22 protein-coding genes are annotated in these 21,080 nt (G+C 62.9%); 11 read left to right on the forward strand and 11 right to left on the reverse strand.

Translation table 11 applies throughout. From position 1 onward, the window contains the following. Positions 1 to 232: 232 nt before the first annotated feature. The 4 genes from D460_RS0129675 (at position 233) to D460_RS0129695 (ending at position 4,230) form a co-directional block, all read left to right on the forward strand. Positions 233 to 1,030 (forward strand): transporter substrate-binding domain-containing protein, encoded by a 798-nt coding sequence (locus D460_RS0129675; RefSeq protein WP_018902251.1) that lies wholly within the window; start codon positions 233 to 235, stop codon positions 1,028 to 1,030. A 43-nt stretch (positions 1,031 to 1,073) separates the two neighbouring features. Next, a complete protein-coding gene (locus D460_RS0129680; RefSeq protein WP_018902252.1) occupies positions 1,074 to 1,898 on the forward strand; it encodes an amino acid ABC transporter permease in 825 nt (274 codons plus the stop codon). 269 nt (positions 1,899 to 2,167) lie between these two features. Next, entirely contained in the window at positions 2,168 to 3,577 is a 1,410-nt protein-coding gene (gene leuC / locus D460_RS0129690) for a 3-isopropylmalate dehydratase large subunit (protein ID WP_018902254.1), read from the forward strand. A 122-nt stretch (positions 3,578 to 3,699) separates the two neighbouring features. Beyond that, entirely contained in the window at positions 3,700 to 4,230 is a 531-nt protein-coding gene (locus D460_RS0129695; RefSeq protein ID WP_018902255.1) for a histidine phosphatase family protein, read from the forward strand. 251 nt (positions 4,231 to 4,481) lie between these two features. On the opposite strand, the gene D460_RS0129700 is transcribed toward D460_RS0129695, so the two are convergent. The 5 genes from D460_RS0129700 to ccmA all read right to left on the reverse strand — a co-directional run bounded on the left by D460_RS0129700 (position 4,482) and on the right by ccmA (position 8,039). Further along, on the reverse strand, positions 4,482 to 5,132 hold the full coding sequence (locus D460_RS0129700) for a DsbE family thiol:disulfide interchange protein (protein WP_018902256.1): 651 nt from the start codon (positions 5,130 to 5,132) through the stop codon (positions 4,482 to 4,484). Further along, positions 5,129 to 5,320, reverse strand: a complete 192-nt coding sequence (ccmD, locus tag D460_RS0129705) for a heme exporter protein CcmD (protein ID WP_018902257.1) — start codon at positions 5,318 to 5,320, stop codon at positions 5,129 to 5,131. The genes D460_RS0129700 and ccmD overlap by 4 nt, the downstream gene beginning before the upstream one ends. Positions 5,321 to 5,324: 4 nt before the next feature. Continuing rightward, positions 5,325 to 6,086, reverse strand: a complete 762-nt coding sequence (locus D460_RS0129710; protein WP_018902258.1) for a heme ABC transporter permease — start codon at positions 6,084 to 6,086, stop codon at positions 5,325 to 5,327. A gap of 47 nt (positions 6,087 to 6,133) precedes the next feature. Next, entirely contained in the window at positions 6,134 to 6,793 is a 660-nt protein-coding gene (ccmB, locus tag D460_RS0129715) for a heme exporter protein CcmB (protein ID WP_018902259.1), read from the reverse strand. A gap of 598 nt (positions 6,794 to 7,391) precedes the next feature. After that, on the reverse strand, positions 7,392 to 8,039 hold the full coding sequence (gene ccmA / locus D460_RS0129720) for a heme ABC exporter ATP-binding protein CcmA (RefSeq protein ID WP_018902260.1): 648 nt from the start codon (positions 8,037 to 8,039) through the stop codon (positions 7,392 to 7,394). A gap of 256 nt (positions 8,040 to 8,295) precedes the next feature. Between ccmA and acnA the strand changes: the two genes are divergently transcribed. From acnA to D460_RS0129735, 3 genes are all read left to right on the forward strand, one after another. Continuing rightward, positions 8,296 to 10,986, forward strand: coding sequence for an aconitate hydratase AcnA (gene acnA / locus D460_RS0129725; RefSeq protein ID WP_018902261.1), 2,691 nt, complete (start codon positions 8,296 to 8,298; stop codon positions 10,984 to 10,986). A 273-nt stretch (positions 10,987 to 11,259) separates the two neighbouring features. Further along, positions 11,260 to 11,997, forward strand: a complete 738-nt coding sequence (locus tag D460_RS0129730) for a thioredoxin family protein (RefSeq protein ID WP_018902262.1) — start codon at positions 11,260 to 11,262, stop codon at positions 11,995 to 11,997. 368 nt (positions 11,998 to 12,365) lie between these two features. After that, the gene (locus tag D460_RS0129735; RefSeq protein ID WP_018902263.1) at positions 12,366 to 12,767 is read left to right on the forward strand and encodes a DUF2794 domain-containing protein; all 402 of its coding nucleotides are present in this window, start codon (positions 12,366 to 12,368) and stop codon (positions 12,765 to 12,767) included. Between the two features lie 6 nt (positions 12,768 to 12,773). Here the strand turns inward: D460_RS0129735 and D460_RS0129740 are convergent, their stop codons facing one another. The 4 genes from D460_RS0129740 to D460_RS0129755 all read right to left on the reverse strand — a co-directional run bounded on the left by D460_RS0129740 (position 12,774) and on the right by D460_RS0129755 (position 17,836). After that, positions 12,774 to 13,340: a GNAT family N-acetyltransferase gene (locus tag D460_RS0129740; protein WP_018902264.1), complete on the reverse strand. Its 567-nt coding sequence runs from the start codon at positions 13,338 to 13,340 to the stop codon at positions 12,774 to 12,776. A 331-nt stretch (positions 13,341 to 13,671) separates the two neighbouring features. After that, a complete protein-coding gene (locus D460_RS0129745) occupies positions 13,672 to 14,409 on the reverse strand; it encodes a Bax inhibitor-1/YccA family protein (RefSeq protein ID WP_018902265.1) in 738 nt (245 codons plus the stop codon). A 179-nt stretch (positions 14,410 to 14,588) separates the two neighbouring features. Further along, complete coding sequence (locus tag D460_RS0129750; protein ID WP_018902266.1) at positions 14,589 to 17,132, reverse strand: ABC transporter permease; 2,544 nt, start codon at positions 17,130 to 17,132, stop codon at positions 14,589 to 14,591. Continuing rightward, the gene (locus D460_RS0129755; RefSeq protein ID WP_018902267.1) at positions 17,129 to 17,836 is read right to left on the reverse strand and encodes an ABC transporter ATP-binding protein; all 708 of its coding nucleotides are present in this window, start codon (positions 17,834 to 17,836) and stop codon (positions 17,129 to 17,131) included. Before D460_RS0129755 ends, D460_RS0129750 begins: the two co-directional genes overlap by 4 nt. Positions 17,837 to 17,892: 56 nt before the next feature. Between D460_RS0129755 and D460_RS0129760 the strand changes: the two genes are divergently transcribed. Then, on the forward strand, positions 17,893 to 18,537 hold the full coding sequence (locus D460_RS0129760; RefSeq protein ID WP_018902268.1) for an arylesterase: 645 nt from the start codon (positions 17,893 to 17,895) through the stop codon (positions 18,535 to 18,537). A 68-nt stretch (positions 18,538 to 18,605) separates the two neighbouring features. Next, a complete protein-coding gene (thpR, locus tag D460_RS0129765) occupies positions 18,606 to 19,199 on the forward strand; it encodes an RNA 2',3'-cyclic phosphodiesterase (protein WP_018902269.1) in 594 nt (197 codons plus the stop codon). Here thpR and D460_RS35620 read toward each other — a convergent pair. Further along, positions 19,106 to 19,606, reverse strand: a complete 501-nt coding sequence (locus tag D460_RS35620; protein ID WP_081620009.1) for a low molecular weight protein-tyrosine-phosphatase — start codon at positions 19,604 to 19,606, stop codon at positions 19,106 to 19,108. The genes thpR and D460_RS35620 overlap by 94 nt on opposite strands. A 33-nt stretch (positions 19,607 to 19,639) precedes the next feature. Between D460_RS35620 and D460_RS0129775 the strand changes: the two genes are divergently transcribed. Both D460_RS0129775 and D460_RS0129780 read left to right on the forward strand, forming a co-directional pair. After that, on the forward strand, positions 19,640 to 19,945 hold the full coding sequence (locus tag D460_RS0129775) for a 4a-hydroxytetrahydrobiopterin dehydratase (protein ID WP_026283697.1): 306 nt from the start codon (positions 19,640 to 19,642) through the stop codon (positions 19,943 to 19,945). Between the two features lie 73 nt (positions 19,946 to 20,018). Then, the gene (locus D460_RS0129780) at positions 20,019 to 20,423 is read left to right on the forward strand and encodes a YkvA family protein (protein WP_018902272.1); all 405 of its coding nucleotides are present in this window, start codon (positions 20,019 to 20,021) and stop codon (positions 20,421 to 20,423) included. 65 nt (positions 20,424 to 20,488) lie between these two features. Here the strand turns inward: D460_RS0129780 and D460_RS0129785 are convergent, their stop codons facing one another. Continuing rightward, positions 20,489 to 21,049 (reverse strand): sigma-70 family RNA polymerase sigma factor, encoded by a 561-nt coding sequence (locus D460_RS0129785; protein WP_018902273.1) that lies wholly within the window; start codon positions 21,047 to 21,049, stop codon positions 20,489 to 20,491. Positions 21,050 to 21,080: the final 31 nt, after the last annotated feature.

The following is a 21,080-nucleotide window of genomic DNA, read 5'->3' on the forward strand; positions in this document are numbered from 1 at the left end:
GGCCACCCGCCCGGCAGAAACAACTATCTCATATTTTGATCATCCAAGAAGGTGCCGGCAGGCGGATGAGGGGGCTGCGGGCGCTGATCGTGCCGTTACGCCTATCATGCTCCAAACACCCCCATTTTTAAACCACCATTCCCGATTTCCCCCATCCCCGCACGCCAATCCCCTTGCCAGCGGCTTTGCAAACATGACAGTTTCCGCGAGCGCTATTTTGGGGAGATATTTCATGCTGTTTCGTCGCACCGTCCTTGCCGGACTGACCGCACTCGCTCTTTCGCCGCTTGCTGCCTCCGCCGCCGAGCTTCCCGATCTCAAGGGCAAGACGGTCGTGGTCGTCACCGAAAACGCCTATCCGCCGCTGCAGTTCGTCGATCCGAAGACGGGCAAGCAGATCGGTTGGGAATATGATGCGATGAACGAGATCGCCAAGCGGCTGAACTTCAAGGTCGAGTACCAGAACACCAGCTGGGACGCGATGATCCAGGCGGTGTCTGACAATCAGTACAATATCGGCATGACCGGGATCACCATCAAGGACGACCGCAAGGCCAAGGTCGACTTCTCCGACCCCTACATGCGCTCGCAGCAGTTCATGCTGGTGCGGGGCGACGAGACGCGCTTTACCGATGCCAAGACCTTCGGTGCCTTCAATGACGGCCTCGTCGGCGCGCAGCCGGGCACCTCGCCCTTCTATGCCGCCGTCTACGAGATCCTCGACGGCAACGAGCAGAACCCGCGAATCAAGCTGTTCGAGACCTTCGGCGCCACGGTGCAGGCGCTCAAGGCCGGCGATGTCGACGTGGTCCTGACCGACAGCGTCGCGGCGCAGGGTTATGTCGATGCGTCGAATGGCGGGCTGAAGGTGATCGGCGGGCCGCTCGGCACCGAGGATTTCGGCTTCATCTTCCCCAAGGGCTCCGATCTGGTGGGGCCGGTCAATGCCGCCATTGCGAGCCTCAAGGCCGACGGCACCTTCGACAAGCTCAACAAGACATGGTTCCTCGACTACAAGATGGGTCAATGATCCCGTCTTTCGTAACCGTCTACCGCGCCCGGACTGAAGCATGATGGCTCCGCAGCCAAACCCGCGGGGCCAGGAGAGGGGCGACTATCCCTGGTGGCTGGTCGCCCTCGTCGTGATCGGCCTTACGCTCGCCGCCGTCATCATCGCCAACGACGTCTATGCGCAGGTGTTCCGCACCGTGTTCAACGGCGTCGGCATCACCATTTTCGTGACGCTCGTCGGCTTTGCGCTGGCGACGCTGCTCGGGCTTGGCATAGCCTTGCTCGGGCTGTCGGACAGCGTCGCGCTGCGCCAGATCGCCCGCTTCTATGTCGAGGTTGTCAGAGGCATCCCGATGCTGGTGCTTCTGTTCTACGTCGCCTTCGTCGGCGCGCCGGCCTTCGTCGCCGCCTATAATTTCCTGACCGCGCCGCTGGTGAATGCCGGGCTGACCGAACCGGTGCTGGTGCGCGATTTCTCTTTGATGTGGCGGGCGATCATCGCGCTGATGATCGGCTATTCCTCCTTCATCGCCGAAGTCTTCCGGGCCGGCATCCAGTCGGTCGACCAGGGGCAGATCGAGGCCGCCAAGGCGCTTGGCCTGTCGCGCTATAATCGCTTTCGCCTGGTCGTCTTCCCGCAGGCGATCAAGGTGATCTTTCCGCCGCTGTCGAACGATTTCGTGGCGATGGTGAAGGATAGTTCGCTGGTCTCGGTGCTCGGGGTTTCCGACATCACGCAGATGGGCAAGATCTACGCCTCCGGCTCCTTCCGCTTCTTTGAAACCTATTCGATCGTCACCTATATTTACCTGATCCTGACGATCGGCCTGTCGCTTGGCCTCAGGCAGATCGAGAAACGGATGCGCGGCAGAGACGGACGGCGATAAAGCGCTAATGAATCGAATTGCCGAGCATCGGAAAAATTGGTAAGTGACTGCTCATGGAATCCAAGTTCAGTTGCATTGGGGCGCATATTTTCGTGCTGCAGGATCACTACCGCCTGCCGGCACGCTTCTTTGCGACCGTTTCCGGTGCGCTCAACAGCCGACTTCGTTGATCCCTTTCTGATCGACCGACGGCCGGTGGCCTATGCGCCACCAAGCTCCATACCCCCACTGCAAGCAAACGCCCTTTGCATAATAACGGATGTATCGCCATGAGCGCACCTCGTACCCTCTACGACAAGATCTGGGACGACCACCTGGTCGATCAACAGGACGACGGCACCTGTCTTCTCTACATCGACCGCCACCTGGTCCACGAAGTCACCTCGCCGCAGGCCTTCGAAGGGCTGCGCATGACGGGCCGCAAGGTTCGCGCGCCTGAAAAGACGCTCGCGGTCGTCGACCACAACGTGCCGACCTCGCCCGATCGCCATCTCGGCATCAAGAACGAGGAAAGCCGCATCCAGGTCGAGCAGCTGGCGATCAACGCGGCCGAGTTCGGCGTCGAATATTATTCGGCGAGCGACAAGCGCCAGGGCATCGTCCACATCATCGGACCGGAACAGGGCTTCACGCTGCCCGGCATGACGATCGTCTGCGGCGACAGCCACACCTCGACGCACGGCGCCTTCGGCTCGCTGGCGCATGGCATCGGCACGTCCGAAGTGGAACACGTTCTGGCCACCCAGACGCTGATCCAGAAGAAGGCGAAGAACATGCTGGTGCAGGTCGACGGCGTGCTGCCCGCTGGCGTCACCGCCAAGGACATCGTGCTCGCCATCATCGGCGAAATCGGCACCGCGGGCGGCACCGGCTACGTCATCGAATATGCCGGCGAAGCCATTCGCGCGCTGTCGATGGAAGGCCGCATGACGATCTGCAACATGTCGATCGAAGGCGGCGCCCGCGCCGGCCTGATCGCGCCGGATGACGTGACCTACGAGTACATCAAGGGCAAGCCGCGCGCGCCGAAGGGCGAAACGCTTGATCAGGCGATCGCCTACTGGAACACGCTGAAGTCGGACGAAGGCGCCCATTACGACCGCGTCGTCACGCTCAACGCCGCCGAGCTGCCGCCGATCGTCTCCTGGGGCTCCTCGCCCGAGGACGTCATCTCGGTGCAGGGCATCGTTCCGAACCCGGATGAAATCGCCGACGAAAACAAGCGTACGTCGAAGTGGCGCGCGCTTGATTACATGGGCCTGAAGCCGGGCACGAAGATCACCGACATCGCTGTCGACCGCGTCTTCATCGGCTCGTGCACCAACGGCCGCATCGAGGATCTGCGCGCCGCCGCCAAGGTCGTCGAAGGCAAGACCGTTGCCGGCACCGTCAGCGCCATGATCGTTCCGGGCTCCGGCCTCGTCAAGGAACAGGCGGAAGCCGAAGGCCTCGACAAGATCTTCAAGGCCGCGGGCTTCGACTGGCGCGAGCCTGGCTGTTCCATGTGTCTGGCCATGAACGACGATCGCCTGAAGCCGGGCGAGCGTTGCGCCTCGACCTCCAACCGCAACTTCGAAGGCCGCCAGGGCTTCAAGGGCCGCACCCACCTGGTGTCGCCCGCCATGGCAGCGGCCGCGGCCATCGCCGGCCACTTCGTCGATATCCGCGAGTGGAACTGAGAGCTTTCGGCCTCTCCCAGTGACGGGAGGGGTTGGATTGCATGAATTGCGAAAGGACAGGCTTGGCCTGTCCTTTTTCGTTCATGGGGTTACAATTTCCCATTCCTCATCCGGAGAGCATCATGACACCAGCCACCCCGCTCCCGCGATATCGTCTGCTTCTGCTGCGCCACGCCAAATCCGCCTGGCCCGCTGGCGTCGACGACCATGATCGTCCGCTCGGCGGTCGTGGTTTGAAGACTGCGCCGCTGATGGGGCGCTATATGGCCCGCGAGGGGTTGGTTCCCGATCTGGCGCTGGTGTCCACGGCGCGGCGCACGCAGGAGAGCTGGGTGCTGGTTGGTGCCGAACTGCGTGATGATGTCGAGCGGCGGGATGTGGGGGAGATTTACGAGGCGGCGGCGGAGCGGATCGCGGGGGTTATCCGCGGTGTCGATGCTGCTATTCGGACGCTGCTGGTGGTTGGGCATAATCCGGGGTTGCAGGAACTGGCGATCGATCTCGTTTCGGATGGGGAGAGGCTGGCCGGGGTCAGGGAGAAGTTTCCGACGGGGGCTTTGGCGGTGATTGATTTCGCTGTGGCCTGGGGGGATGTGGCCGCTGGGAGTGGGGTGTTGGAGAGGTTTGTGGTGCCGCGGTCTTTGGTGGGGTGATCGGGGGGTGGGGTGTGGTTGGCGTCGGCGCGTTTTGCCGTGGCTGGCGTTGGCGTCCGGAGCCCCCTCATCCGCCTGCCGGCACCTTCTCCCCGCTGGGGAGAAGAGACTTGGGAGCGGGCCGCTCGCTCAACCTCCCCTTCGCCCCATAGGGGAGAAGGTGGCCCGAAGGGTCGGATGAGGGGGCTCCGGGCGCAAAGCTCACCACCCGCAGGGCCGCATGGCAAAACCTACCGGCTAAAGCCGCTCCCCTACGACCCCGCCTTCCCCAAAGCCTTCTCCATCGCCGGGTAAAGCCCCTCTTTCAAACTGATATCGTCGAATGGTCCAACCCGCTTGTAGAGGATCGTCCCATCCGGGCCGACGAGGTAGCTTTCGGGGATGCCGTAGACGCCCCAGTCGATGGCGGCCTGGCCCTTGGGGTCGATGCCGATCGCCTTGTAGGGGTTGCCGAGTTCGCCGAGGAAGCCCAGCGCGTTGTCGTTCTTGTCCTTGTAGTTGATCGCGACAATATTAAGCCGGCTATCTTTCGCCAGTTCCTTCAAGATCGGATGCTCCTCGCGGCAGGGAATGCACCAGGAGGCGAAGACGTTGACCAGCGTCAGCTTGCCCTTGACGGCGGCATCGGTGAGCGCCGGCAGGTTGGCGCCCTCGAGCGGCGGCAGGTCGAGCGACGGGGCCTTGGTGCCAAGCAGCGCCGAGGGGATCTCGGAGATGTTCTTGCCGTGCACATCCTGGTCGTAGAGCATCTTGCCCGCCGTGCCGGCAATGCCGGCGAAGACGAGAAGCGGGATCAGCGCGAAAACGTAGCGGCCTATGCCGCGCTTTTGCTTCGGCGTGCCTGGCTGTGTCCCCTGGGGCGCGGCGGACTGCGTCGGCTCGGTGTTCGGCGCGTCGGTCATGCGTTGGCCTTCGCGTCGGGCGCATCCTTGGCGCGGGCGGAGCGGCGGCGGATGCCGGAGGCTTCGAGCGCTTTGAGTTCGCGGCGGCGGGCGCGGCCGTCGAGCCATGTCCAGAGCGTCACGGCGATCGTGATCAGACCGGCAAAAAGGTAGGAACCGTAGACGTAGAAGGCGTAGGACTGTGTCATCTCTTTAACCCTCGCGGCTTGCCAGGCGCGCGGCGAGGCGGCGCTGGGCGGCGATGCGGCGGCGCCAGATCTCGTTGCGGATCGCCATCACATGCAGCGTCAGGAAGAGCATGGTGAAGGCAATCGCCATGACCAGCAGCGGACGCAGGAATTCCGGGTCGATCGCCGGGCCGTCCAGGCGCAGCACACTCGCGGATTGATGCAGCGTGTTCCACCAGTCGACGGAGAATTTGATGATCGGGATGTTGACGAAGCCGACGAGGATCAGCACGGCCGAGAGGCGGGCGGCCTTGCTCGGGTCTTCCATGGCGCGGTTGAGCGCAATCAGCCCGAGATACATCAGGAAGAGAATGAAGACGGAGGTGAGCCGCGCATCCCAGACCCACCATGTGCCCCACATCGGCTTGCCCCAGAGCGAGCCGGTGACGAGCGCGATCAGCGTGAAGGCGGCGCCCAAGGGGGCTGCGGCCTTGGCCGAGACATCGGCCAGCGGGTGGCGCCAGACGAGGGTGCCGATCGCCGACAAGCTCATGATGGTGTAGCCCATCATCGACAGCCAGGCTGCCGGCACGTGGATATACATGATGCGGACGGTTTCGCCCTGCTGGTAATCGCCCTCGGTCGTGAAGCTGAGATACAGCCCCACGATGAAACAGAGCGCGGTGAACCCGGCCATCCACGGGATGAGGCGATTGGCGAGCGCCAGGAACCGCGTGGGGTTGGCGAGATCGCTGAATTTGGTGATGGCAAGGCTATTCTCGGTCATGCCGTCTCCTTAGCGCGATCCGCCGCCACGGGCAATCAAGCCGATGATCAATCCGATGTGTTGCGCAGCGCCAGCGCCGCCGCGGCCGGGCCGATGACGGCGAAGAAGAGGGTGAGCGCGATCAGGATCAGGAAAGGCGGCAGGAAGGGGGCGGGTCCCTCGACGGCCGCGTAAGTGGCGCTGACGCCGAAGATCAGCACCGGGATGGTGAGCGGAAGCACTAGGATCGACACCAGCAACCCGCCGCGCGGAAGGGCCACGGCGACGGCTGCGCCGACGGCGCCGATCAACGTGATGGCGGGCGTGCCGACCAGGAGCGTCAGCATGGTCGCGCCGATCGCTTTCTCGCTCATGTTCATGAAGAGCCCGAGCAGCGGCGAGGCGATCACCAGCGGCAGGCTGGTGGCGAGCCAGTGGGCGAGGCACTTGACGAGCACGGTCAAGACCAGCGGCGTTTCCTGCATCAGCATCAGATCGAGCGCGCCATCGTCACGCTCCGCCTGGAAGAGGCGGTCGAGGCCGAGAAGGGCAGCGAGGAGCGCGCCGATCCAGACGATGGCCGGGCCGATGCGGGCGAGCAGGGCAAGATCCGGGCCGACGCCGAAGGGGATGACGGCGACGACGGTGAGGAAGAACAGCACGCCGACAAGAGCGCCGCCGCCGGCGCGGATGGAGAGCTTGAGGTCGCGGAAGAGGAGGGCGGTCATGGGTGGGCCCTCGGTGGGGTGGGGTGGGGTATGGAGAGGTTGGTGGTTGGGGTACCCCCCTCTGCCCTGCCGGGCATCTCCCCCACAAGGGGGAAGATCGACTCGTGGCTTGCTCTCAGCCAACCAATAGAAGTGGAACGAGCGGTTGCGCCCAGCCAATCTCCCCCCTTGTGGGGGAGATGCCCGGCAGGGCAGAGGGGGGTAATCCTGGCGCCACCGTGGCGTGGAGCCTCTGCAGGGCGGCTATAGGTGACCTCAGCGCCCGCGGCCCCCTCATCCGACCCTTCGGGCCACCTTCTCCCCGTGGGGGAGAAGGGGAGGTCGGCGCGAGCGGCCAACCACGAGTCTCTTCTCCCCAACGGGGAGAAGGTGCCGGCAGGCGGATGAGGGGGCGACGCAAGCTCGGTGGGTGCGGCTGAAGTCCCCTCCCCAACCCCTCCCCACAAGGGGGAGGGGCTAAGCCGGGGCGCTGTAGAATTCCCGCATTTCATCTTCGTACTGGTTGATAGGTTGGTGTTCTGCCGGGCGGTTGCGGCAGGCAAGCCCCTCCCCCTTGTGGGGAGGGGTTGGGGAGGGGTTTTTGTTGCAAGCATCGCCATCACCCCCACACCCCCGCACTCACGCCTGCAAACCCCGCCATCCGCAGCTCCCTGGCATCGCTCAACCCCAGCGGCTGATGCGTCGCCGCAATCACGATGCCGCCAGCCCCACGGTGCGCCTCGATCAACCCGGCGAAAAGCTGATCAGCGCTGGCGTCGAGTGCTGCCGTCGGTTCGTCGAGGATCCAGACGGGGCGGTGGGAGACGAGCAGCTTGGCGAAGGCGAAGCGGCGTTGTTGGCCGGCGGAGAGGTAGTCGAAGGGGAGATGAGTGATGCCTGACAGCCCCACCGCGTCGGCGGCGTCTTCGATCGACATGCCGGTTCCGCCGCCCATGTCGCCCAGATAGCGGCGCCAGAAAGCGAGGTTCTCGTCCACCGTCAGCTCGCTCTTCATGGCGTTGCGGTGGCCGAGATAGTGGCTGATCTCGGGGAGCCGGATGTCGGTGTCGCCGTTCGCGTTCGTGACAGTGATCGTGCCCGTTTCCTGCCGCAGCAGGCCTGCCAGCACGCGCAGCAGGGTCGACTTACCGGAGCCGTTTTTGCCAGTCAAAACCAGGGCTTCGCCCGATGTCAGGCCAAAGGAGACGCCTTCAAAAATCAGCTCTTCGCCTCTCAAGGCAGCGAGATCGGAGGCTTGGAGATGCATGGGGGTTCCGGGGTTCACGTTTTCAGTCATGCGATGCAAAAAAATCAAAAATGGTGGGCGCCTCTCTGGCAGCTTTCGCCGAAACTATCTATATGTTGATCACCACGCCAGCGGTCGGCGTGAATTTCATCCTAGCGCCGAACATGAGGTCTGACTTCATGTGCGGACCGCGGAAATGGCCGTACCCGCATCCTGATGTGCCTTTAGTGCATAGGCGTCCGCACAATTGTGTTCGCGATCAGAAACGGGGTCTCTCGTGTCTAAATCACTTGATAGCTTTAACTGTCGTTCCGTCCTTACCGTCGATGGTAAGGACTATGTCTATTTCAGCCTGCCGAAGGCCGAAGCAAACGGCCTGCCCGGCGTTTCCAAGCTTCCCTATTCGATGAAGGTTCTGCTCGAGAACCTGTTGCGCTTCGAGGACGGCCAGTCCGTGACCAAGGAGCACATCCTTGGTGTTGCCGAATGGCTAAATAATAAGGGCACGGTCGAAAACGAAATCGCCTATCGCCCGGCGCGCGTTCTGATGCAGGACTTCACCGGCGTTCCCGCCGTGGTCGACCTTGCGGCGATGCGCGACGCGATGGTGTCTCTCGGCGGCGATCCGGAAAAGATCAACCCGCTGGTGCCCGTCGATCTCGTCATCGACCACTCCGTTATCGTCGACGAATTCGGCACGCCGCAGGCATTCTCCAGGAATGTCGAGCTCGAATATCAGCGTAACGGCGAGCGCTACCGCTTCCTGAAGTGGGGCCAGCAGGCCTTCCAGAATTTCCGCGTCGTGCCTCCGGGCACCGGCATCTGTCACCAGGTCAATCTCGAATATCTCGGCCAGACCGTCTGGACCAAGGAAGAGGACGGCGAGACGATCGCCTATCCCGACACTTGCGTCGGCACCGACAGCCACACGACGATGATCAACGGTCTCGGCGTTCTCGGCTGGGGCGTGGGCGGTATCGAGGCGGAAGCAGCCATGCTCGGCCAGCCGGTATCGATGCTGCTGCCTGAAGTCATCGGCTTCAAGCTGACGGGCAAGCTCAAGGAAGGCGTGACCGCGACTGACCTGGTGCTGATGGTCGTGCAGATGCTGCGCAAGAAGGGCGTGGTCTCGAAGTTCGTCGAATTCTTCGGCCCCGGTATGGACAACATGCCGCTCGCCGACCGCGCGACGATCGGCAACATGGGCCCGGAATACGGCGCCACCTGCGGCTTCTTCCCCGTCGATGGCGAGACCATCAACTACCTCACCATGTCCGGCCGCTCGCATGACCGCATCGCGCTGGTCGAAGCCTATTCGAAGGCGCAGGGCATGTGGCGCGAGGGCGATGGCTCCGATCTTGTCTTCACCGATACGCTGGAGCTCGATCTCGGCGACGTCGTGCCCGCCATGGCCGGCCCGAAGCGTCCGGAAGGCCGTATCCCACTGGAAAACATCGCTTCCGGCTTCGCCGGCTCGATGGATGCCGACTACAAGAAGCCCGGCCAGCTTTCCAACCGCTATGCGGTCGAAGGCACCGATTTCGATCTCGGCCATGGCGACGTGGCGATCGCCGCGATCACCTCCTGCACCAACACGTCAAACCCATCAGTCCTGATCGCTGCCGGCCTGCTTGCCCGCAATGCCGTTGCCAAGGGCCTGAAGACCAAGCCGTGGGTGAAGACCTCGCTGGCGCCGGGATCGCAGGTGGTCGGCGAGTATCTGGCGAAATCCGGCCTGCAGGCCGACCTCGACAAGCTCGGCTTCAACCTCGTCGGCTTCGGCTGCACGACCTGCATCGGCAATTCCGGCCCACTGCCGGCGCCGATCTCGAAGACGATCAACGACAAGGGCCTGATCGTGTCAGGCGTTCTGTCGGGCAACCGCAACTTCGAAGGCCGTATCTCGCCCGACGTGCAGGCGAATTATCTCGCCTCGCCGCCACTCGTCGTCGCCTATGCGCTGGCGGGTACTGTCCAGAAGGACCTGACCAAGGAGCCGATCGGCGAGGACCAGAGCGGCAACCCCGTCTATCTGAAGGATATCTGGCCGACCTCGCACGAAGTGCAGAGCTTCATCCAGAAATACGTCACCCGCGAACTCTACGAGACGAAGTATGCCGACGTTTTCAAGGGTGATGCCAACTGGCAGGCCGTGCAGGTGCCCCCGGGCCAGACCTATGCCTGGGACGACAACTCGACCTACGTTCAGAACCCGCCCTACTTCGTCGGCATGGGCAAGACCGGCTCCGGTGTCTCCGACATCAAGGGTGCGCGCGTCCTCGGCCTCTTCGGCGACAAGATCACCACCGACCACATTTCTCCGGCCGGTTCGATCAAGGCGGCCTCGCCGGCCGGCGCCTATCTGCTGGAGCACAATGTAGGCGTCGCCGATTTCAACCAGTACGGCACGCGTCGCGGCAATCATGAAGTGATGATGCGCGGTACCTTCGCCAACATCCGCATCCGCAACCACATGCTCGGCCCGAACGGCAAGGAAGGTGGCTACACCATCCACTATCCGTCGAAGGAAGAGGAATCGATCTACGACGCGGCCATGCAGTACAAGGCCGAGGGCGTTCCGCTCGTCATCTTCGCCGGTGTCGAATATGGCAACGGCTCGTCGCGCGACTGGGCGGCGAAGGGTACGAACCTGCTCGGCGTCAAGGCCGTGATCGCGCAGAGCTTCGAGCGCATCCACCGCTCGAACCTCGTCGGCATGGGCGTCATTCCCTTCGTCTTCGAGGAGGGCACGACCTGGGCGACGCTGGGGCTGAAGGGCGACGAGACCGTCACCATCGAGGGGCTTGAGAACATCAAGCCGCGCGAGAAGAAGATCGCGAAAATCACCTATGGCGACGGCACCGTGAAAGACGTTCCGCTGCTCTCGCGCGTCGATACGCTCGATGAGGTGATCTACCTCAACAATGGCGGCATCCTGCAGACGGTGTTGCGAGATCTCGCAGCCTGATCGGCCCTGATTTTTAAGACCTGCCTGATAATGGCCGCCGGAAAACGATTTCCGGCGGCTTTTTCGTGTTCGGGAGGGCTGCGAAGGGTCCGGCTCACGGCGAAGTGTTGCGGAGTTGTCCCACGCGGGCTCTGTCTCACCCGTTCGTGATTTTTCGTTTGGATCGGGAGCGATTATCTCTAGGTTGAAGAGACGGAGCCCTTGCGTGCGTGTCTGGCCAGCGAGTTGAGCCGGCGTTTCGGCAAGGTGGAGAGGAAAAGAGGTAGAGGTGCAATGTCGCCGCGGTTTTTGATTTCGCTGATTGCAGGTGTGGCTCTGGCGGGCCCTTTGCTCGCCGAGGAGGCGCCCAAAGGCGTTGTCGAACTGTTCACCTCCCAGGGTTGCGCCTCGTGCCCTCCCGCTGACGCGGCCTTTCGCAAGCTCGTTGAGCGCGGCGACGTCATCGCTCTCGCCTATCATGTCGATTACTGGAACTACATGGGCTGGGCCGATACGCTGAGCTCGAAGGAAAACACCGAGCGCCAGTACGGCTATGCGAAGACCATGGGTCGCGCCAATGTCTACACGCCGCAAGTGGTGGTGAACGGCCGCGATCATGTCATGGGCTCGGATATCGGCGGCATCGAGAAGAAGGTCGACGGCTTTCTGACCGGTGGCGAAGGGCTGACCGTTCCGATCAAGGCCGAGGTCAAGGGCGATCAGCTCGAGATCAACGTCGCGCCGGGCCAGGGCAAGGCCAGTGTCGTCATGGTCTATTTCGATCGCGAAAAGACGATCGAAGTGCAAAAGGGCGAAAACAGCGGCCAGAAGATCGCCTATACGCACAGCGTCTCGGATGTCGAAACGGTTGGCATGTGGGACGGCAAGGAAACAAAACTGACGCTCCCCGCCACCGTGCTGCATAAGCCCGATCTCGAGGGATGCGCGGTGCTGCTGCAGTCGTCGACGACCGACGGAACGCCATCGGCGATCCTTGGCGCCACCGTGGTCATGGCCGGCAAGAACATCTGAGCCGCCATAGTTCTCGGATTTCATCTGTCTTTTCAGGTGGAAGCGGGGCGGCCCGACTGATCGTATTCGGGGCTGGGGTTAAGGTCGATACGGTCAGCCGGGCCCTTTGGCGCGCTGGCGCCAAACAGTCACATCTCCTCCAAAGTGCCGAAAGACGATGCGCAGAATTCAGTGTCGGCGAATCCGCTGAGGATGCGCCGGTCAAGTGCGAGCGAATTTCACTTTTAATTGAGGCGCTGTTTTGACTGAAATGCGGCACGCGGCAGATTGCACAGACTATGCTTAATGCGCGCGAGGCCGCGCTTGCAATTTGTAAAGGCTAAGGCAAACTGTCACCCGCGTGTCACGAACGGAGGCATTCGAGACTGATGACAGATCAGCCGGATTTGCGGCGTGGGAATAATCGGGCCACCGACAGCGATTCCCCCGTCGTCGTGGATATCAGGGACTACAAGCAGAGCAAGGACCCGTTGCCGGTGACGTTTCACCGGCGAGAGCTGGATGCGATCCTTTGGATCTACGGGCGCATGGTCGGCGAAGGCGAGTGGCGGGACTACGCGATCGACCACCTGAAGGACCTTGCCGTCTTCTCCGTCTTCAAGCGCTCCGGCGAAATGCCGCTCTTCCGTATTGAAAAGAATCCCAAGCTCGCCGCCAAGCAGGGCGCCTATTCCGTCGTCAACACCCACGGCCAGATCCTGAAGCGCGGCCACGACCTGCAGCAGGTGCTGAAGGTGTTCAACAAGTCGCTTAAGCTCGTCGAGAAGTAGATCGCGTCAGCCTGCGAATAGCGTGGCCGGATGGGTGCTCGGATCAGGATCGGTCGAGGTGCCGTCGCCGAGCACCCGCTGCATCAGCATCGTGTCCAGCCAGCGCCCATGCTTGAAGCCGGAACCCTTGATGCGGCCGATTTCCTCGAAGCCATGGCTTGCATGCAGCGCGATCGAGGCCGGGTGCGCACCGCCGATCACGGCGATCACGGCGATCATCTGGCGGAAACCGAGCGCCGTCGAGCGCGCTATCAGCTCCTCCAGCAACCGCTTGCCGACACCCTTGCCGCGCGCCTCCGGCGCCAGATAGATCGAATCCTCGACCATGAAGCGAGAGGCCGGGCGCGTGCGGAAGGCCGACGCGTAGGCATAGCCGATGAGCGCGCCGGTCTCGTCCACGGCGGCGATATAGGGGTAGCCCTTGTCGACAATGACTTGGTATCGCGCCGCCATCTCGTCGCGATCCGGTGGGGCGATCTCGTAGCTGGCAACGCCTTTCAGTACGGAGTCACGGTAGATGGCGGTGATGGCGTCGATGTCGGAAAGAGAGGCGTCGCGGATGAGAACGGGCATGGGGCGGGCCGGTGTCTGGAGGGGTCGTGCTTGTCGGCTTCAAGAGCATTCGTGGCGGCAGTTGGCAAGGGGAAAGCGGACTAGCTGCGATGGTTGCGGGCGGGCCAGGTTGTCCATTGGCGTTGTATATGTGGAAGCGTGCTTAGATTCTCGGGACGAGCCCGAGAATGACGGCGGAGTGGGAGGATGCCGCCCGTAACCAGTTGCAACAACAGGAATAAGATCACCGACGTCGTCTGCAGCAGCCGTCGCTTCCTCCCTCCGCGACCCCGGATCACGCAAACAAAAAAAGGCGCCCCGAAGAGCGCCTTTTTCCGATTTCCGTTCCGTCTTACTTGCGGTTGCCCATGAACTGCAGCAGGAACATGAAGAGGTTGATGAAGTCGAGGTAGAGCGTCAGGGCGCCCATGATCGCCTTGCGGCCGGCCATGGTGGCGTCGTCGGCGGCGTAGTACATTTCCTTGATGCGCTGCGTGTCGTAGGCCGTCAGGCCCGCGAAGATCAGCACGCCGATCACCGAGATCGCGAACTGCATGGCCGAGGAGGCCAGGAAGATGTTGACGATCGAGGCGATGATCAGGCCGAACAGACCCATCATCAGGAACGAGCCCATGGCCGACAGGTCACGACGGGTCGTGTAGCCGTAGAGCGAGAGCGCGCCGAACGAGGCGGCCGTCACGAAGAAGGTCTGCACGACGCTCTGGCCGGTGTAGATCAGGAAGATCGACGACAGCGACAGGCCCACAAGCGCTGCATAGATCGCGAAGGTCGTCTGCGCGGCCGATACGCTCATCGAATTGATCCTGAAGCTCAGGAAGAAGACCAGCGCCAGCGGAGCGAAGATCACCACCCACTTGAGCGGGCTGGTGTAGATCGCGGCGCCGAATGCGGTCAGCTGGCCGTCGGAGACGGCGAATGTGAATGCGAAATAGGCGGCCAGGCCGGTGATCGCCAGGCCGATAGCCATCAGGTTGTAAACCTTCAGCATATAGCTGCGAAGGCCCTGATCGATCTCGCCGGTCTGGACACCGCTCTGAACGCGGCCCTGGTAATTTCTTAGGTCAGCCATGATTTCCTCTTGTCAGCTCCGAATGAACACGGTGTCGGGTTTTCTTGCCCGGGCGCCGCTGCGGAGCTTCAGCATGCCTGCGGATAATATGAGCCTTTCGCCCTTTGCAAACAAGAGCCTTGCAACCCGCGATCGGGTTAAATCGCCGTAAGGTGCCGGAATTATTTCAACCCGGCCACTCAGAGCTCGCGCAAAACGGGTGCCGCCTTCTGGCCTAGAATGCGCCAAGTGCCGATCAGGCCGATGCCGACGGTCAGCACCAAGGCCGTGACGATCGTCATGCCGGCGACGTCAGGCAGGAACTGCGAGGGGATTTTCATGATGCGGGCGACGATGAACCAGGCAGCGACGCCGCCCGAAAGCAGCGCGAAGACCGCGGTCGCGAGCCCGAGGATCAGATACTCGTAGCAGAAGGCCCGCATCAGCATGCGTCTTGTGGCGCCAAGCGTCTTCAGCACCACGGCATCATGCGTGCGGGCGCGGTTGCCGGCGGCGAGCGCGCCTGCGAGCACCAGCACCGAGGCGATGAGGGCGACGGAGGCTGCGGCGCGGATCGCGGTCGCCAGCTGCGCCACCAGCGAATTGACGATGTCGATCGCATCCTTGACGCGCACGCTCGTGATCGTCGGATAGGTGTTGGTCACTGATTTCAGGATCGCGGCTTCCTGCGAGGATGTCGCCTTGGGATCGGTGAGTGTCGCCAGCCAGGCATGCGGGGCGCCCTTGAAGGTGTTGGGCGAGAAGACCATGACGAAGTTGATCGACAGGCTCTCCCACTGCACCTTGCGCAGATTGGCGATCTTCGCCGTCATGTTGCGGCCGAGCACGTTGACGGTGACGGTATCGCCGACCTTGAGGCCGAGTTCGCCGGCCTCTTCCGCCGAAAACGAGACCAGCGGCTCGCCGCTGTAATCCTTGTCCCACCATGTGCCTTCGGTCAGAACAGCGTTTTCGGGAAGCGTTTCGGAGTAGGTGATGCCACGGTCGCCGCGCAGCACCCATTGGCCCGATGGCGGCACCTTGCGCTTGGTCACGTCCTCGCCGTTGAAGGCAAGGATGCGGCCGCGCAGCATCGGCACCTCGACGAGCTTGCCCTCGGGTGCGTCGGTCTTCACCAGATTGCGGAAGCCGTCGAGTTCGGCGCCCTGGATATCGACGAAGAAGAAGTTGGGCGCGCCATCGGCCATGCGGCCGGTGAGCTGCTGTCTGAGATTGCCGTCGATCAGCGTCAGCGTGACGAGCAGCGCCAGGCCGAGGCCAAGCGAGAGCACGACCGAGGGGGTGAGCGCCCCGGGGCGGTGAATATTGCCGATCGCCAGCCTCAGCGCCGGCGAATTGACGCGCGGGCTGCGGCGGGCCAGCCAGGCGATGCCGGCGGCGACAAGGCGCAGGACGACGAAGGCAAAGGCGATGGCGCCGATGAAGACCACGGCGATGAAACGATCATGGGCGGTCGCCACCGCAAGGGCGGCAAGTGCCGCAAGGAAGACGGCGGCCATCAGGATATAGGGCCAGGAAGGCAGGCGGCGGGCCTCGAAGCCCTGCTCGCGAAACAGCGCCGTCGGCGGCACTTCGCGGGCATGGCCGAGCGGCATGATGGCAAAGGCGAGCGTCGTCAGCACACCGAAGAGAACGGCGAGCGACAGCGCCACCGGATAGAGCGTCGGCGCGGTCGAGACCGGCAGGAACTGCGCCAGGAACTGGGCCGCCAGAATGGGCGCGGCCGCCCCGATGACGAGGCCGATGGCGATGCCGCCAAGCGCGATCAGGCCGATCTGGAAGAGGTAGATGAGGACAACCGTCGAGGCCGGCGCGCCAAGGCACTTGAAGGTGGCGATCGTCGTGCGCTTGGCGTCGAGGAAGGCGCGCACGGCATTGGCCACGCCGACGCCGCCGACGATCAGCGCGGTCAGGCCAACCAGTGTCAGGAACTGCGAGAAACGCTCGATGTTTTCGGTAAGCGAGGGCGCGGCGCGGTCGCTTGTGCGGATCGACCAGCCGGCCGAGGGGAAATCCTTGGTGGCGCGGTCGCGGATGCCCGCCATGTCCGATCGGTCGTTCAGCCTGACCTTGTAGCTGTGCTCGACGAGGCTGCCGGTCTGGATCAGGCCCGAGGCCTGCAGCGCCTGACGGCTCACCATCAGGCGCGGCGCGAAGCCGAAGCCTTCGGAGACCGCGTCCGGCTCGGTCTTCACCGTGCCGGTGATGTTGACGATGACGTTGCCGAGCAGCAGCTCGTCGCCGATCTTGAGGCCGAGACGTTCCAGAAGCAGCGGCGCGGCCAGCGCGCCATAGGTGCCATCCTGATCGGCAAGAAGCGTATGCAGGGGGTAGTTGGGCTCGGCCTCGAAGCTGCCGTAGAGCGGATAGGCATCATCGACGGCCTTGACCTCGACCAGTGCCTGGTCGGATCCATCCGGCTTGCGAGCCATGGAACGCAGGCCTGTCGAGACCGAGACCTTGCCGAGCGAGCGCAGGAAATCGAGTTCGTTGGCGGCCGCCTCGCGGTTGTTGAGCTCGAAGCGCACGTCGCCGGCCAGAATCTCCTGGCCGCGCGTGGCAATCGTGTCGGTGATCGACTGCGAGACCGAGTTGACGGCGGCGATCGCCCCGGTGCCGAGCGCGATGCAGGCGAGGAAGATGTAGAAGCCTCTGAGGCCGCCGCGCAGCTCACGAAGGGCAAGACGGAAGGCGAGCGCGATACGCGGGGTGATCAGCGTCATGCAATGGCCACTTCGGCTTCAATCGCGGCGCTGTCGCCTTCTATCTTGCCGGAGCGGACGCGGATCTGGCGCGAGCAGCGCTTGGCGAGCGCGTTGTCGTGGGTGACGAGCACCAGCGTCATGCCGCGCTCGGCCTGCTTGGAAAACAGAAGGTCGGCGATCTGGCGGCCGGTATCGGTGTCGAGATTGCCGGTCGGTTCATCCGCGATCAGAAGTGCCGGAGAGGGCGCAAGCGCGCGGGCGATCGCCACGCGCTGCTGCTCGCCGCCGGAAAGCTGGCCGGGATAGTGGTTCAGCCGGTCGCCGAGGCCAACGGATTTCAGCTCGCGACGGGCGATCTCGAAGGGATTGGCGACATTGGCGAGCTCGAGCGGCACGGCGACGTTTTCGAGCGCCGTCATGTTGGCGATCAGGTGGAAGGACTGGAAGACGATGCCGATGTTGCGGCCACGGAAATCGGCGACCTGATCCTCGCTCATCGTGTGCAGGGGGGCTTCGTTGATGTTGATCTCGCCGCTGTCGAGCCGCTCGAGCCCGGCCAGCACCATCAGCAACGTCGACTTGCCGGAACCGGAAGGGCCGACGATGCCGACCGATTCACCGGCGGTGATCTCAAGGTCTATGCCCTTCAGCACATGCACGGAGGCGGCGGCACTGCCGAGCGTCAGATCGGCCCGTTTCAGATCGATGATGGTTTTTGCCAACGGTAAATGCCCTACCTATATGAAAGCCCAGCTGCCGCCAATTTAGGGACAATGGAATGAGATTTAAAGTTGCGGGTCTTCACATCGCTGTCATCGTCTTTTCGATGATGCTTTCGGTTTCAGCGCAGGCGCGCACGATCAATCTCGTCGGCTTCGGCGACAGCCTGATGGCGGGATACCAGTTGCCGCCCGGCGACGGCTTTCCGGAGAAACTGCAGGCGGCGCTCAAGGCCAAGGGCCTCGATGTTACGGTGGCGAACGCAGGTGTCTCCGGCGACACCACGACCGGCGGGCTTTCGCGCATCGACTGGTCGGTGCCCGATGGCACCGATGGGGTCATTCTGGAGCTCGGCGCCAACGATGCGCTCCGGGGTATCGCGCCCGAACAAAGTCAGAAGAACCTCGACCAAATGATTACCCGGCTCAAGGAACGCGGGATCGCGGTCTTTCTCGCCGGCATGATGGCGCCGCCGAACATGGGCGGCGACTACGCGGCGCGGTTCAACCCGATCTACGAGAAACTCGCTAAAAAACATGGGCTTACGCTCTATCCGTTCTTCCTCGACGGCGTCGTTCTCGATGCGTCGCTGAAGCTGGAAGACGGCATGCACCCCAATTCCAAAGGCGTGGATACCATGGTTCAAAAGATGGAACCGGCAATCACACAATTCATTGGAACGTTGCCGACTGTGAAGAATTAGGGACTTGCGCACGTGATCAATGCGTGATTCCGTGTGAGCACCTGCAAAAGATTCGGGGAGTGCTCGTTATGCCGAGACTGTTTACCGCCCTCGAAATTCCGCGCAATGCGGCGATGAGCCTGTCATTGTTGCGCGGTGGTCTCCCTGGCGCCCGATGGATCGATGTGGAAAATTACCACATCACCCTGCGCTTCATCGGCGATGTCGATAATCGCACGGCAGACGAGATCGTCGACCGGCTCGACCGCATCGACAGGCCGGAGTTCCAGATCAAGCTCGACGGTATCGGCGCTTTCGGTTCCAAGAAGCCGCATTCGGTTTGGGCCGGCGTGACGCAAAATCCCGAAATGTATGCGCTGCAGGCCGAAATCGAGCGGATCTGCCAGCGGATCGGCCTTTCTCCTGATCCGCGCAAGTTCACCCCGCATGTAACGCTGGCGCGGCTGAAATCCTCGCGCGTCGACGATGTGGTGCACTATCTCGCCGGACGCGGCAATTTCCAGACCGCATCCTTCACCGTGCCGCGCTTCGTGCTTCTCTCGTCGCGCGATTCGGTGGGCGGCGGGCCCTATCTGACGGAAGAGGTGTTCCCGCTGCGCGAGGCGCTGTCGGCGCCGAGCGTCGACAACAGCTTCCTGCAGCCGGCCAAGAGCCTGGCATAAACGGCCTCGAAGCCGTCGCCGCCGCCATAATAGGGATCGGGGATATCCTCTCCGCTCCCGAGCGCTAGATCGCCGAACAGATGGATGTTCCCTGCCTCGGGATCGAGCGCCTTCAAGGCCGCGACGTTGTTTCGGTCCATGGCGATGATCAGGTCGAAATCGGCAAAATCATGCTCGCGGATGCGCCGCGCGCGCTGAGCTGATATGTCTATGTCGTGATGGCGGGCAGTCGCGATCGACCGTCTGTCGGGCTCATCGCCCTCATGCCAGCTGCCGGTACCGGCGGAATCGACGAGAAAGCGGTCGGAGAGGCCGGCTTCGGCGACGAGGTGGCTGAAGACGCCTTCGGCCAGCGGCGAACGGCAGATATTGCCCATGCAAACAAACAGGATACTGGTGCGTTTCATAAGAGACCCATGGTGAACGCAAAGGACAATCGCATGAAACGGGACAAACTGGAACGCCAGGCGATCAGCGATGAACTGGCGAAACTCGACGGCTGGTCGCTTGGCGACGGCGGCAAGTCGATCACCAAGAGCTACAAGTTCAAGAACTTCGTCGAGGCCTTCGGCTTCATGACGGAGGTAGCCCTTGCAGCCGAAAAGCTCGATCATCATCCGGAATGGTTCAACGTCTATTCCAAGGTCGATGTGACGCTGAGCACCCATTCGGCCGACGGGCTGACGGAGCTCGATTTCAAGCTGGCGGGCCTGATGGAGAAGGCGGCGGCGCGGCGGATCGATTGAATCGCAGCCGAAGACCCCCCATATTCGGGCTGACCTGAAAGGGGCCAACTGGAGCACAAAGGGCCAAGTGGACATGGACGACGTCAAATACGGTGAAATCCTGCTGCCGGGCGATGAAGAAACGCAGGAGCGGCGGGAGAAGAGCGTTCGGCAGAAATTCTGGCCGACCTTCCGCAAGGCGGCGCGCAAGATCCCGTTCTCGCGCGATGTCGTAGCCGCCTATTACTGCGCGCTCGACCGTGAGACGCCGCTCAAGGTGCGCGGCACGCTGCTCGCCGCACTCGCCTATTTCGTGCTCCCCGTCGACATGATCCCCGACGTGCTTGTCGGCATCGGCTTCACCGACGACATCGCCGTCCTCTCGGCCGCCTTCGCCATGGTCAACCGCCACATCCGCCCCAACCACTACGAAGCCGCCGACAAGGCGCTGCAAGACGCGCCCGATCGCGTGCGGCCCGAGGATATGAAGACGGTGTAGTAGGCCGGCTGTTTGGTCTGGGCGTGGCTTTGGACCGCACCTGTTTTACCTAAGAGAGATCGCGCTCACGCGTTTTCCGCTTCCAGCACCTTCTTCAGCTTGCCGAAGGCGAGCCGGATGCGGGATTTGACGGTGCCGAGCGGCAGGCCGGTCGATTCGGCGATTTCGGAGTGGGATTGGCCGAGGAAGAAGGCGGCGCGGAGCATTTCGCGTTGCTCTTCGGGCAGTTGGCTCACCGCTTCACGAACTTGTGCATCGCGATCGCCATTGGCGACTAGCTCGTCGGCGCCGATCTCGGCGGTCGGCTGCAGCGCCGGATCGTCCTCGTCGAGGATGCGGGCGCGGGCGCGGCGCTGCAGGTCGATGCGGCGATTGCGGGCAATGCGGAAGAGCCAGGTGGAGAGCGACGAGCGCGTGGCGTCATAGAGATCGGCCTTGTGCCAGAGCACGATCATGACCTCCTGTACGAGCTCTTCGGCCTCGCTTGCGGTCATTTTCTGCCTGAGAAGCCAGGATTTCAGGCGTGGGGCGAAATAGTCGAACAGGATGGCGAACGCCTGCTGGTCGCGGCGTTCCGCCACAGCCCCAGCTAGGGCAGCGAAGCGCTGTTTGTCCTCGGCGTCCATTCCGTTCGAAAGCCCCCTGGCTCGATGAAAT

The sequence above is a fragment of the Rhizobium sp. 2MFCol3.1 genome (assembly GCF_000377565.1).
Lineage (GTDB): Bacteria > Pseudomonadota > Alphaproteobacteria > Rhizobiales > Rhizobiaceae > Rhizobium.